This is a genomic window from Aquipuribacter sp. SD81, from assembly GCF_037153975.1.
Taxonomy (GTDB): domain Bacteria; phylum Actinomycetota; class Actinomycetes; order Actinomycetales; family JBBAYJ01; genus Aquipuribacter.
Window position 1 is genome coordinate 55,758 of the sequence record NZ_JBBAYJ010000009.1, and the last position, 13,553, is coordinate 69,310.

The window sequence follows — 13,553 nt, forward strand, 5'->3', positions numbered from 1 at the left end:
GTGACCGATACCCTCACCCCGGTGCTGTCGGCGTTCTGGGACGCCGACCGCAGCTGGACGATGGAGACGTACCGCGCCAACCGAGGCTACGAGGCGCTGCGCTCCGCGCTCGCGCTCGCCCCGGGCGACCTCGTCGAGGCCGTCAAGAAGTCGGGCCTGCGCGGGCGCGGGGGAGCGGGCTTCCCCACCGGGATGAAGTGGGGCTTCCTGCCGCCGGACGACGGCAAGCCGCGCTACCTCGTGGTGAACGCCGACGAGTCCGAGCCGGGCACGTGCAAGGACACCCCGCTCATGCTCGCCAACCCGCACGTCCTCGTCGAGGGCGTCGTCATCTCCAGCTACGCGATCGGCGCGAACCGCGCGTTCATCTACCTGCGCGGCGAGGAGCTCCACGTGTACCGCCGCCTGCTGCAGGCGGTCGAGGAGGCCCGCGCCGAGGGCTTCGTCGGCACCGACGTGCTCGGCAGCGGCTTCGACCTCGACATCGTCGTGCACGCCGGTGCGGGCGCCTACATCTGCGGGGAGGAGACGGCGCTGCTGGACTCCCTCGAGGGCCGGCGGGGCCAGCCCCGGCTCAAGCCCCCGTTCCCGGCCGTCGCCGGGCTGTACGCGCGCCCGACCGTCGTCAACAACGTCGAGTCGATCGCGAGCGTCCCCTCGATCGTGCTGAACGGCGCCGACTGGTTCGCCGGGCTCGGCACCGAGAAGTCGACGGGCTACGGGCTCTTCAGCGTGTCCGGGCACGTGCGTCACCCCGGCCAGTACGAGGCCCCGCTCGGCATCACGATGCGCGAGCTGCTCGACCTCGCCGGCGGCATGCGCCTGGACGAGAAGGGCGAGCCGCGGAAGCTGAAGTTCTGGACCCCGGGCGGGTCCTCCACGCCGCTGTTCACCGACGAGCACCTCGACGTGCCGCTCGACTTCGAGTCGACGATGTCGGCCGGGTCCATGCTCGGCACGCGCGCGCTGCAGATGTTCGACGACACGACGTCGGTCGTGCGGGCCGTGCTGCGCTGGACGGAGTTCTACGCCCACGAGTCGTGCGGCAAGTGCACGCCGTGCCGCGAGGGCACGTACTGGCTCGTGCAGGTGCTGCGGCGCATCGAGGCCGGCAAGGGCACCGAGGAGGACGTCCAGACCCTCCTCGACACGTGCGACAACATCCTCGGCCGGTCCTTCTGTGCGCTCGGCGACGGCGCCACGAGCCCCATCACGAGCGCCATCAAGTACTTCCGCGAGGAGTTCGTCGCCGGCACCCGTACGCCGGCGTGGGAGCTGTTCCCCTACGAGCGGACGAGCGTCTTCTCCGACGCCGACCGCGTGCCCACCGTCACCCACGCAGAACCCGCAGGTATGGCATGAGCCTCTCCACCGGTCACGACACGAGCGTCGCCCGCGCGGGCGCGGTCGCGCCCGACGCCCCCGCCGAGGACCTGGTGACCCTCACCATCGACGGCATCGAGGTGCAGGCGCCCAAGGGCGCGCTGCTCATCCGCGTCGCGGAGGAGCTGGGCATCGCGATCCCGCGCTTCTGCGACCACCCGCTGCTGGAGCCCGCGGGGGCGTGCCGGCAGTGCCTCGTCGAGGTCTCGATGCCCGACCGCGAGGGCAACGTCCGCAAGATGCCGAAGCCGCAGGCCAGCTGCACGATGACGGTCGCGCCCGGCATGGTCGTGGAGACCCAGAACACCTCCGAGGTCGCGGGCCGGGCGCAGCACGGCGTCATGGAGCTGCTGCTCGTCAACCACCCGCTCGACTGCCCGATCTGCGACAAGGGCGGCGAGTGCCCGCTGCAGAACCAGGCGATGAGCAACGGCCGCGGCACGTCGCGCTTCGTCGACGTCAAGCGCACGTTCCCCAAGCCCATCAAGATCTCCACGCAGGTCCTGCTCGACCGCGAGCGCTGCATCCTGTGCCAGCGCTGCACGCGCTTCAGCAAGGAGATCGCGGGCGACACCTTCATCGACCTGCAGAAGCGCGGCGCCAACCAGCAGATCGGCACCTTCGACACCCAGGTGCTCGGCTTCGCGGGCGAGCGCCTCACCGAGGGCGCCGCCGAGCTCGACGAGGCCGGTGCGCCGTTCGCGTCGTACTTCTCCGGCAACACGATCCAGATCTGCCCCGTGGGCGCGCTCACCGGCGCGGCCTACCGCTTCCGCGCCCGCCCGTTCGACCTCGTGTCCAACCCGACGGTGTGCGAGCACTGCAGCTCCGGCTGCGCCGTGCGCGCCGACCACCGCCGCGGCGTCGTGCTGCGCCGGCTCGCGGGGGAGGACCCTGCGGTCAACGAGGAGTGGAACTGCGACAAGGGCCGCTGGGCGTTCACGTACGCCTCGCTGCCCGACCGCCTCGAGGTGCCGCTCGTACGCGACGAGACCACCGGCGAGCTCGTCGAGACGTCGTGGCCCGACGCGCTCGACGTCGCCGCCCGCGGTCTCGCCGCCGCCCGCGACGGCTCGGGGGTCGGCACGCTCGTCGGCGGCCGCGCGACCGTCGAGGACGCGTACGCCTACGCGAAGTTCGCCCGGGTCGTGCTCGGCAGCAACGACGTCGACCTGCGCGCCCGCCCGCACTCCGCGGAGGAGGAGGCCTTCCTCGCCTCCCGCGTGGCCGGGACCGGCATCGGCGTCACGTACGCCGACCTCGAGCGCGCCCGCGCGGTGGTCCTCGTCGGGTTCGAGCCCGAGGAGGAGTCGCCGATCGTCTTCCTGCGCCTGCGCAAGGCCGTGCGCGCCGGCGGGCTCACCGTCACCTCGGTCGCGCCGTTCCGCAGCCGCGGGGTCGAGAAGCTGTCCGGCGTGCTCGTGCCGACCGCTCCCGGGGCCGAGGCGCAGGTGCTGCAGGCCGCGACCCGGGCCACCGACGCCGGCCCGGTCGCGACCGCGCTGCGCCTGGACGGCGCGATCCTGCTCGTCGGCGAGCGCCTGGCGACGGTCCCCGGGGCGCTGAGCGCCGCGGCGGCCGCCGCCGACGCGACCGGCGCCCGCCTCGCGTGGGTGCCGCGGCGCGCGGGCGAGCGCGGGGCCGTCGAGGCCGGTGCGCTGCCCACGACCCTGCCGGGCGGGCGGCCGCTGTCGCCCGACGCCCTCGTCGACCTCGCCGCCGCCTGGGGCGTGCCGCGGCTGCCCGCCGCGCCCGGGCGCGACACCACCGGCATCCTCGCGGCGGCCGCCGCGGGCGCGGGCCTGCTCGTCGGCGGCGTCGACGTCGACGACCTGCCCGACCCCGCCGCCGCACGCGCGGCGCTGACAGGGGCCTCGTTCGTCGTCAGCCTCGAGGTCCGGCGCAGCAGCGTCACCGAGCACGCCGACGTCGTGCTTCCCGTCGCTCCCGTCGCGGAGAAGGCCGGGTCGTTCCTGGACTGGGAGGGGCGGCTGCGGCCGTTCGAGGCCGTCCTGCCGACCGACGCGGTCGCCGACCACGGCGTCCTCGACGAGCTGGCCCGGGCCCTCGGCGTGGAGCTCGGCGCCGCCAAGGCGCTGCAGCTGCGCGACGAGCTCGCGGGCGTCGGCGCGTGGGACGGCGACCGGGCGAGCACCCCGACCGTCGCCCCCGGCGAGGTCACCCCGCCCGTGCAGGGCCAGGCCGTCCTCGCCACGTGGCACCTGCTGCTGGACGCCGGCCGCCTGCAGGACGGCGAGGCGTACCTCGCCGGCACCGCCCACCGCGCGCACGCGCGGGTGTCGCCCACCACCGCCGACGTGCACGGCCTGCGGGCCGGGGCCTCGGTCACCGTCACGGGCGCGGCCGGCTCGCTCACCCTGCCCGTGGTCGTCGACCGCACCGTGGTCGACGGCGTCGTGTGGCTGCCGACGCGCTCGCGCGGCAGCGAGGTGCGGACGCGGCTGGGATTGGGGGCCGGTGACCTGGTAGGAATTGCCGCCGGACCGGACCAGCTCGGAACAGGAGTCCAGGCGTGAGCCTCCCCGTCGCGCTCCCGGCCCTCGGCGGACTCGAGGGCCCCGCCGCCGACTTCAGCAACGACACGTGGTGGATCGCCCTCATCAAGGCGGTCCTCGTCTTCGCGTTCCTCGTCGTCAACGTCCTCGTCGCCATCTGGGCCGAGCGCCGGATCCTCGGCCGCATGCAGCAGCGGCCCGGGCCGAACCGGCACGGTCCCTTCGGCCTGCTGCAGTCCCTGGCCGACGGCGTCAAGCTCGCGCTCAAGGAGGACATCGTCCCCGCGGGCGCGGACAAGATCACCTACGTCCTCGCCCCGGCGATCTCCGCGGCGCCGGCGTTCCTCGCCTTCGCCGTCATCCCGCTCGGGCCCGAGGTGACCCTGTTCGGCGTCACGACGCCGCTGCAGGTGACCGACGTGCCCGTCTCGGTGCTGTTCGTGCTCGCGGCGGCGAGCGTCGGCGTCTACGGCCTCATCCTCGCCGGGTGGGCGTCGGGGTCGACGTACCCGCTGCTCGGCGGGCTGCGCTCGACGGCGCAGGTCATCAGCTACGAGCTGATCATGGGTCTCGCCCTCGTCGGGGTGTTCATCTACACGGGCTCGATGTCGACGTCGCGGATCGTCGAGCAGCAGGAGGGCCTGTGGCTGTTCCTGCCGCTGTTCCCCAGCTTCGTGTTCTTCCTCGTCGCGATCGTCGGCGAGACCAACCGCGCGCCGTTCGACCTGCCCGAGGGCGAGGGCGAGCTGGTCGGCGGCTTCCACACCGAGTACTCCTCGCTGAAGTTCGCCCTGTTCTTCCTCGCCGAGTACGTCGCGATGTTCACGGTCTCCGCGCTCGCCGTCACGCTGTTCCTCGGCGGCTGGCTCGCGCCGTGGCCGCTGGCCCCGCTCACGCTGGGCGGCATCGGGCCGATCCCGGCCTATGAGGTGCCCTTCATCGGCAACGGCTGGTTCGGCGCCGAGCTCGGCACGAGCTGGTTCAACACCGGCTTCTGGCCCGTGCTGTGGTTCACGATCAAGATGTGGGTCATCGTGTTCGGGTTCTTCTGGCTCCGCGGCGCCCTCCCGCGCCTGCGCTACGACCAGTTCATGAACCTCGGCTGGAAGGTCCTCATCGAGGCCGCCTTCGCCTGGGTCGTGCTGCTCGGCATCGTCCGCGGCCTGCAGGTGTACGGCTTCGCCAGCCAGCAGCAGGTGCTCGTCGGCGTGCTCGTGCTCGGCGTCCTCGTCGTCGGCATCACCTTCCTGCTCAGCGCACGCGCCGTGGAGGAGACGCGGGAGGAGCCAGCGGAGGTCGACCCCTTCGCGGACGGCTTCCCCGTGCCGCCGCTGCCCGGCCAGACCGTCGCCCGCTCGCGCGGCTCGCTCGAGCGGACCGCGGTCGGCGCCCGCACCGACACCACCGACCCGGAGGAGCCCCGTGGCTGACCGGCCCGAGACGCCCAGCAGCAACCCCGACCCCGAGGCCCGTTCGGCCGCCGACCCCACGGCGGGGCGGACGGTCGAGCGGACCGGCGGGGTGGGTGGCGGCGACGTCCGCTCCATCGACGGCTCCACCGCGGGCACCGACGAGGACCGCTCCGGGCGGCCGAGGAGCTCCCGCCTCGGCAAGGCCTTCGCACCCGTCGCCGGCTTCGGCGTCACCTTCTCGACCATGTTCCGCAAGGTGCTGAGCGAGGAGTACCCGGAGGGCCCGCGCAAGAAGGGTCCCGCCCCGACCGCGCCGCGCTACCACGGGCGGCACCAGCTCAACCGCTGGGCGGACGGGCTGGAGAAGTGCATCGGCTGCGAGCTGTGCGCGTGGGCGTGCCCCGCCGACGCGATCTACGTCGAGGGCGCGCAGAACACCGAGGAGGAGCGGTTCAGCCCCGGTGAGCGCTACGGCCGCGTCTACCAGATCAACTACCTGCGCTGCATCTTCTGCGGGCTGTGCATCGAGGCGTGCCCGACGCGCGCGCTCACGATGACCAACGAGTACGAGCTCGCCGACCACACCCGCGAGGCGACGATCTTCACCAAGGACCAGCTGCTCGCGCCGCTGCGCGAGGGCATGCTCCCCGCGCCCCACCCGATGGTCGACGGGACGACGGAGAAGGACTACTACCGCAACGAGGTCACGGGCCCGACCGAGGCGCAGCGCCGCTGGGTCGACGAGCGCCGGGCCGCCGAGGCGCAGCCCGGCGGCACGGAGCACGACGAGCCCGGGGTCCGCGCGTGAGCGGCGTCGCCCTCAGCGCGGCCGGCGCCGAGGTGGGCGCCTCGGTCGGCGACGGGTTCCTGTTCTGGACCCTCGGCCCGCTCATGGTCCTCGCCGCGCTCGGGCTGCTGTTCGCCCGCAAGGCGGTGCACGCGGCGCTGTCGATGGCCGTCGTCATGGTGAGCCTGGGCGGGGTGTACGTCGGCCTCGAGGCGCCGTTCCTCGGCGTCGTGCAGGTCTTCGTCTACACCGGCGCCGTCATGATGCTGTTCCTCTTCGTGCTCATGCTCGTGGGCGTCGACTCCTCCGACTCCCTCGTGGAGACCCTCAAGGGCCAGCGCCTCGCCGCGGCCCTCGCCGCCGGCGGCTTCACGCTGCTCCTGCTCGTCGCGCTCGGACGGACCGCCTGGCCCGAGCCGGTCGGCCTCACCGAGGTCAACGCCGCCGGCAACATCACCGGCATCGCCGCGCTCATCTTCAGCCGCTACGTGTGGGCCTTCGAGCTGACGGCGGGACTGCTCGTCATCGCCTCGATCGGCGCGATGGTGCTCGCGCACCGGGAGCGGACGGGGGAGCGGCCCACGCAGCGGTCGATCTCCGAGACCCGGCTGCGCCGCGGGCAGCGCATCACCCCGCTGCCCCCGCCCGGCACCTTCGCCCGGCACAACGCCGTCGACACCCCGGCGCTGCTGCCCGATGGCACCCCCAGCGAGCTGTCGGTCTCGCGCGTCCTCACCGCCCGCGGGCAGAACCTGTCGACGACGACGCTCGTCGACGACGTTCCCGCGATCGTCGAGGACGTCGACCCGGACGGGCGCGGCAGCCGCACGGGCGGCGCGCGCGTCGGCGGGCACCCGGTCGACCCGGACCGTCCGCGCCACGGGGACGGCCCGCTCGGCGAGGACGCCTCGACCGCGGACTCCTCCGACGGCACGTCGGACTCGGCCACGACCAGGAGGGCGTGAGGCATGGACCTGACGTACTGGGTCTACCTCTCGGTGGTCCTCTTCGCGATCGGTGGCGCCACCGTGCTGCTGCGACGCAACGCCATCGTCGTGTTCATGGGCGTCGAGCTCATGCTCAACGCCGCGAACCTCGCCTTCGTCGCCTTCGCGCGCATGCACGGGCAGCTCGAGGGCCAGACCATCGCGCTGTTCGTCATGCTCGTGGCCGCCGCGGAGGTCGTCGTCGGCCTCGCGATCATCATGGCCATCTTCCGAACCCGCCGGTCCGCGTCGGTCGACGACGCGAACCTGCTGAAGTACTGAGAGGACGGCTGTGCTGCTGTCGCCTGTCCCGACGCAGGGGCTCACCGCCGTGCCCGCGACCGGTGCCGAGCCGCTCGCGTGGCTGCTCGTCGTCATCCCGCTGGTCAGCGCGGGCGTGCTGCTGCTCGCCGGCCGCGCCGCCGACCGCTGGGGCCACTGGCTCGGTGTGCTCGCCTCCGCCTCGGCCTTCGTCGTCGGCGCGGTCGTGTTCTTCTCGGTCCTCGGCCACGGCGCGGAGGAGCGGGCGCGCTCCGTCGCGGGCTTCTCGTGGGTGCCCGCGGGCGACTTCCAGGTCGACGCCGGCCTGCTCGTCGACCCGCTGAGCCTGTCGTTCGTCCTGCTCATCACGTTCGTCGGCACGCTCATCCACCTGTACTCGGTGGCGTACATGGAGCACGACGCGGGGCGTCGGCGCTTCTTCGCCTACCTCAACCTCTTCGTCGCGGCGATGCTCCTGCTCGTCCTCGCGGACAGCTACCTGCTGCTGTACGTCGGCTGGGAGGGCGTCGGCCTCGCCTCGTACCTGCTCATCGGGTTCTGGAACTCGCGGCTGGAGTACGCCGTCGCCGCGAAGAAGGCGTTCGTCGTCAACCGCGTCGGCGACCTCGGCCTGTCGCTGGCGATCATGGCCATGTTCGTGTCCTTCGGGTCGGTGTCCTACACCGACGTGCTCGGCGGTGCCGCCGGCGCGAGCGAGGGCTGGCTCACCGCCATCGGCCTGCTCCTGCTGCTGGCCGCGTGCGGCAAGTCGGCGCAGTTCCCGCTGCAGTCGTGGCTCGGCGACGCGATGGCCGGTCCCACGCCGGTCTCGGCGCTCATCCACGCCGCGACCATGGTCACCGCCGGCGTCTACCTCGTCGTGCGCTCCGGTCCCATCTTCGAGGGCGCGCCCGCCGCGGCGCTCGCCGTCGCGGTGGTCGGCGCGATCACGCTGCTGTACGGCGCGGTCGTCGGCAGCGCGAAGGACGACATCAAGAAGGCCCTCGCCGCCTCGACCATGTCGCAGATCGGCTACATGATGCTCGCCGCCGGCCTCGGCCCGATCGGCTACGTGTTCGCGATCTTCCACCTGCTCACGCACGGGTTCTTCAAGGCCGGCATGTTCCTCGGCGCGGGCTCGGTCATGCACGGCATGAACGACGAGACCGACATGCGCCGTTTCGGCGGGCTGCGCTCGGTCATGAAGGTGACGTGGCTGACCTTCGCCGCGGGCTGGCTGGCCATCATCGGCTTCCCCGGCCTGTCCGGCTTCTGGTCCAAGGACGAGATCATCCACGCCGCCTTCGAGGGCGAGGGGTGGCGACCCTGGGTCTTCGGCACCATCACGCTCGTCGGGGCCGGCATCACCGCGTTCTACATGTCGCGGCTGTACTTCATGACCTTCCACGGCAGGCGGCGCTGGCACGACGGCACCGACGCCCCCGCGCCGCACCCGCACGAGTCGCCGGCCCTCATGACGGTCCCCATGGTCGTCCTGGCGCTGGGCTCGGTGTTCCTCGGCGGCATCCTGTACTTCACGCACGCCCTGGAGACGTGGCTGGAGCCGGTCTTCACCGCGCCCGCCGAGCTGGAGCCGGTCCTCGACCTCGACATCGTCACCGCGCTCACCATCGGCGTGGTGGCGATCGGGGTCGCGATCGCCTTCCTCATGTACCTGCGTCGCGACGTGCCCGTGACGGCGCCCCGCGGCTCGGCCCTCACCCGGGCCGCGCGCGCCGACCTCTACCAGGACGACGTCAACGACATCGCCTTCGTCACGACGGGCCAGGCGTTCGTGCGCGGCATGGGCCAGCTCGACGACGACGTCGTGGGCGGCGCCGTGCGCGGTGTCGGGCGGACCGTCAGCGGCAGCGGCCGCGGCCTGTCGCGCCTGCAGACGGGCTTCGTCCGCTCCTACGCCCTGTCCATGTTCGTCGGTGTCGGCCTGCTGGTCGCCGCCCTCGTGCTCTTCCAGCTCTGAGAGGACGGCCGTGTTCCCCTGGCTGACCGCAGCCCTCGTCCTCCCCCTCGTCGGGGCGGTCGTCGTCGCCGTGCTGCCCCGCGGCCGCGCCGACGCCGCCAAGGCCGTCGCCCTCGCGTTCTCCCTCGCCACGCTCGGCCTGGTCGTCGCGATGTCCCTCGCCTTCGACGTGGCCGCCGGCGGGGAGTACCAGTTCTCCGAGCAGGTCGCCTGGATCCCGCAGCTCGGCGTCTCCTACGCGCTCGGCGTCGACGGCATCGCGCTGTCGATGGTCGCGCTCACCGCGGTCCTCGTGCCGGTCTGCGTCCTCGCGTCGTGGCGCTCGCTCGGGCACGCGGCCGCGGGCCGGGCCGACGGGTCGTTCTTCGCGCTCGTCCTCGCGCTCGAGGCCCTCGTCATCGGGGTCTTCTCCGCGCGCGACCTCTTCCTGTTCTACGTGCTCTTCGAGGTCATGCTCATCCCGATGTACTTCCTCATCGGGCGCTACGGCGGACCGCGCCGCCGCGAGGCCGCGACGACATTCCTGCTGTACTCGCTGGCGGGCGGGCTCGTCATGCTCGTCGGCGTCATCGCGATCTACGTGCTCGGCCCCGGCGGCACCGACGGCTTCCTGCTCGCGAACCTCGAGGCGCTGCCGGTGTCGACCGAGGTCGGCCGCTGGCTGTTCCTCTCCCTGTTCGTCGCGCTCGCGGTCAAGGCGCCGCTGTGGCCGGTGCACACGTGGCTGCCCGACGCCGCGGCGCAGGCGCCGCCGGGCGCCGCGGTGCTGCTGGTCGGCGTGCTCGACAAGGTCGGCACCTTCGGCATGCTCACGATCCTGCTGCCGCTGTTCCCCGAGGCCGCGGCGTGGGCGGCGCCGGTCGTCATCGTGCTCGCGCTCGTGTCGATCCTCTACGGCGCGTTCGTCGCCATGGCCCAGCGCGACGTCATGCGCCTCATCGCGTGGACGTCCATCAGCCACTTCGGCTTCATCGTGCTCGGCATCTTCGCCTTCACCTCGACCGCGCAGTCCGGGGCGGCGCTGTACCAGGTGAACCACGGCTTCTCCACGGCCGCGCTGTTCCTCGTCGCGGGCATGCTCGCCACCCGCCGGGGCTCGAGCCTCATCGCCGACTGGGGCGGCGGGCAGCGGGTCATGCCGCTGCTCGCGGGCTCCTTCCTCGTCGCGGGCATGTCGAGCCTCGCGCTGCCGGGCCTGTCGAGCTTCGTGTCGGAGTTCCTCGTGCTCGTGGGGACGTTCCAGCGCCACCCGTGGGCCGGTGTGGTCGCGACCTTCGGCATCATCCTCGCGGCGCTGTACATCCTGTGGACCTACCAGCGCATGATGACCGGGCCCACGGTCCCCGCGCTGGAGGAGGTGGCGGCCGACCCGCGCCGCGACATGCGCGCCCGTGAGGCGTTCGTCGTCGCGCCGCTGCTGGCCGTCATCATCGGGCTCGGCTTCTACCCGAAGCCCGTCCTCGACATCCTCACCCCCGCCGTCGAGCGGACCATGGAGCAGACCGGCATGACCGACCCCGCACCCCTGTTCGAGGCCGAGGGGGCCGACCAGTGAGCGCGCTCGCACCGACCGTCTGGGTGCCGGCGGGCGCCGCCACCGGCGGCATCGCCCCGCCCGACATCGACTGGGCGGCCCTGTCGCCGATGTGGGTGGTCGCCGCCGTCGCCGTGCTCAGCGTCGTCCTCGAGGCCGCGCTGCCCCGCGGGCACCGCCGCGTGCCGCAGGTCGTGCTGTCGGTGCTCGGCCTGCTCGTGGCGCTCGCGGCGCTCATCCTCACGTGGGACTCCGGTGACGTCGTCACCGCGAGCGGGTCCATCGCGGTCGACGGGGTGACGCGCTTCCTCATGGGCACGGTGCTCGTGCTCGCCGTCGTCGCGGTCCTGCTGTTCGGCGACCGGGTCGACGACGAGTCCGGCTTCGCCTCGCAGGCGTCGTCGGTGCCCGGCTCGCCGGGCGAGGCCGCCGCGCGCCGCGCGGGCCTGGAGCAGACCGAGGTCTTCCCGCTGCTGCTCTTCGTCGTGCTGGGCATGCTGGTGTTCCCGGCCGCGAACGACCTGCTCACGATGTTCGTCGCGCTGGAGGTGCTGAGCCTGCCGCTGTACCTGCTGTGCGGCTTCGCGCGCCGGCGCCGCCTGCTCAGCCAGGAGGCGGCCGTCAAGTACTTCCTCCTCGGTGCCTTCAGCTCCGCGTTCTTCCTGTTCGGGGCGGCACTCGTGTACGGCTTCGCCGCCTCGACCGCGCTGCCGGACATCGCGGAGGCCGTCCGCACGAACACCGACCAGGACGGCCTGCTCGCGCTCGGCTTCGGCCTGCTCGTCATCGGCCTGCTGTTCAAGGTCGGCTCGGCGCCGTTCCACTCCTGGACGCCGGACGCCTACCAGGGCGCCCCCACCGCGGTGACGGCGTTCATGGCCGCGGCGACCAAGGTCGCCGCGTTCGGCGCGCTGCTGCGCGTGCTGTACGTCGCCTTCCCGGACAACCGCTGGGACTGGCAGCCGGTGCTGTGGGCCGTCGCCATCACGACGATGGTCCTCGGCTCCGTGGTCGCCGTCATCCAGCAGGACATCAAGCGCGTGCTCGCGTACTCCTCGGTCGCCCACGCCGGCTTCATCCTCACCGGGGTGCTCGCGCTCGACGTGACGGGCGTCAGCGGCTCGCTGTTCTACCTCGCGGTGTACGGCGTCACGACGATCGGCGCGTTCTCCGCGCTCATGCTCGTCCGCGACGCGGGCGGCGAGGCGACGACGATCTCCTCGTGGGCGGGCATCGGCCGTCGCTCGCCGGTCTTCGCCGGGGTCTTCTCGCTGTTCCTCCTCGCCCTGGCCGGCATCCCCCTCACGAGCGGGTTCGTCGGCAAGGTCGCCGTCTTCGGCGCCGCGATCAGCGGCGGGGCGGGGCTGCTGGCGGTCGTCGGCGTCGTCACCAGCGCGGTCGCGGTCGTGTTCTACCTCCGCATCATCGTGTCGATGTACTTCGCCGACGCCACCGAGGACAGCGCCCGCGTCGTCACGCCGAGCGCGACCCTCACCGGCGTGCTCGCGGTCACCGCCGCCGTCACGGTCCTCCTGGGCGTGCTGCCCACGCCGCTGCTCGGGCTCGCGGAGCAGTCCGGCTTCTTCGTGCTGTGACCCTGTGACCGCAGTGACGTCGTGGTGAGCGCGTGGTGAGCGCCGCCGGGCCCGGGCCCGGCGGGGCAGGCCGGGCGGCGCACGCCGCGCGCCTCGAGCGCTACGGCCTCACCGACGACGCGCTGCGCGACACCGTCGTCGACGGGCTGGCGCAGGTCGAGGAGGCCGTCCGGGACGCCGTCCGCAGCGCGGACCCGCTCGCCGACGACGCCGCCGGCCACCTCGTGCGGGCGGGGGGCAAGCGCACCCGGCCGCTGCTGTGCCTGCTCGCGGCCCAGCTCGGCGCGCCCGGGCCGCTCGTCGTCGACGCGGCGGTCGTCGTCGAGCTCACGCACCTCGCGACGCTGTACCACGACGACGTCATCGACTCCGCGACCGAGCGTCGCGGGGTGCCGAGCGCCCAGCAGGTGTGGGGCAACACCGTCGCCATCCTCACCGGCGACCTGCTCTTCGCGCGCGCGTCGGTCATCGGCGCCGGGCTCGGGCCGGAGGCGGTGAGCATCCAGGCGCGGACCTTCGAGCGGCTCGTGCTGGGGGAGATGCGGGAGACCGTCGGCCCGCGCCGCGGCGAGGACCCGGTCGCGCACTACCTGCAGGTGCTGAGCGACAAGACGGGCTCGCTCATCGCGACGTCCGCCCGCTTCGGCGGCATGTTCTCCGGGCTGCCCGCCGAGCAGGTGCGCGTGCTCGTGGAGTACGGCGAGCAGGTCGGCGTCGCGTTCCAGCTCGCCGACGACGTCCTCGACCTCGCCGCCGAGCGCGCGGAGTCCGGCAAGACGCCCGGCACCGACCTGCGCGAGCACGTGCCGACGCTGCCGGTGCTGCTGCTGCGCCGGGCGGTCGCCGACAGCAGCGCCCCCGCCGGGTCGGCCGAGCTGCTCGCGGACCTCGACGGCGACCTGGGCGACGACGAGGCGCTCGCCGACGTCGTCGCCCGGCTGCGCGCGCACCCCGTGACCGCCGACGCGCGGACCGAGGCGCGGCGCTGGTCGGCCCGCGCCGTCGAGGCCCTCGCGCCGCTGCCCGCCTTGCCGGCCCGCGACGCCCTCGCCGCGGTCGCCGAGGCGCTCGCCGACCGCACGGGCTGAGCCGCCCGCG

At 73.3% G+C, this 13,553-nt stretch carries 10 protein-coding genes; all 10 read left to right on the forward strand.

The genetic code is table 11. From position 1 onward, the window contains the following. Nucleotides 1-1,362: an NADH-quinone oxidoreductase subunit NuoF gene (gene nuoF / locus WAA21_RS07155; RefSeq protein ID WP_336922086.1), complete on the forward strand. Its 1,362-nt coding sequence runs from the start codon at nt 1-3 to the stop codon at nt 1,360-1,362. Continuing rightward, entirely contained in the window at nt 1,359-3,920 is a 2,562-nt protein-coding gene (locus tag WAA21_RS07160; protein WP_336922087.1) for an NADH-quinone oxidoreductase subunit G, read from the forward strand. The genes nuoF and WAA21_RS07160 overlap by 4 nt, the downstream gene beginning before the upstream one ends. Then, entirely contained in the window at nt 3,917-5,329 is a 1,413-nt protein-coding gene (nuoH, locus tag WAA21_RS07165) for an NADH-quinone oxidoreductase subunit NuoH (protein ID WP_336922088.1), read from the forward strand. The genes WAA21_RS07160 and nuoH overlap by 4 nt, the downstream gene beginning before the upstream one ends. After that, entirely contained in the window at nt 5,322-6,119 is a 798-nt protein-coding gene (nuoI, locus tag WAA21_RS07170) for an NADH-quinone oxidoreductase subunit NuoI (RefSeq protein WP_442893247.1), read from the forward strand. The genes nuoH and nuoI overlap by 8 nt, the downstream gene beginning before the upstream one ends. After that, entirely contained in the window at nt 6,116-7,063 is a 948-nt protein-coding gene (locus WAA21_RS07175; RefSeq protein WP_336922089.1) for an NADH-quinone oxidoreductase subunit J, read from the forward strand. Before nuoI ends, WAA21_RS07175 begins: the two co-directional genes overlap by 4 nt. A 3-nt stretch (nt 7,064-7,066) precedes the next feature. Then, nucleotides 7,067-7,366 (forward strand): NADH-quinone oxidoreductase subunit NuoK, encoded by a 300-nt coding sequence (gene nuoK, locus WAA21_RS07180; protein WP_336922090.1) that lies wholly within the window; start codon nt 7,067-7,069, stop codon nt 7,364-7,366. Between the two features lie 16 nt (nt 7,367-7,382). Beyond that, on the forward strand, nt 7,383-9,326 hold the full coding sequence (nuoL, locus tag WAA21_RS07185) for an NADH-quinone oxidoreductase subunit L (protein ID WP_336922154.1): 1,944 nt from the start codon (nt 7,383-7,385) through the stop codon (nt 9,324-9,326). Nucleotides 9,327-9,336: 10 nt separating this feature from the next. Then, on the forward strand, nt 9,337-10,881 hold the full coding sequence (locus WAA21_RS07190; protein ID WP_336922091.1) for an NADH-quinone oxidoreductase subunit M: 1,545 nt from the start codon (nt 9,337-9,339) through the stop codon (nt 10,879-10,881). Next, nucleotides 10,878-12,455 carry an NADH-quinone oxidoreductase subunit NuoN gene (nuoN, locus tag WAA21_RS07195; protein WP_336922092.1) on the forward strand — a complete coding sequence of 526 codons (1,578 nt, stop codon included), beginning with the start codon at nt 10,878-10,880 and terminating at the stop codon, nt 12,453-12,455. Before WAA21_RS07190 ends, nuoN begins: the two co-directional genes overlap by 4 nt. A gap of 122 nt (nt 12,456-12,577) precedes the next feature. Beyond that, nucleotides 12,578-13,543 carry a polyprenyl synthetase family protein gene (locus tag WAA21_RS07200; RefSeq protein WP_336922155.1) on the forward strand — a complete coding sequence of 322 codons (966 nt, stop codon included), beginning with the start codon at nt 12,578-12,580 and terminating at the stop codon, nt 13,541-13,543. Nucleotides 13,544-13,553: the final 10 nt, after the last annotated feature.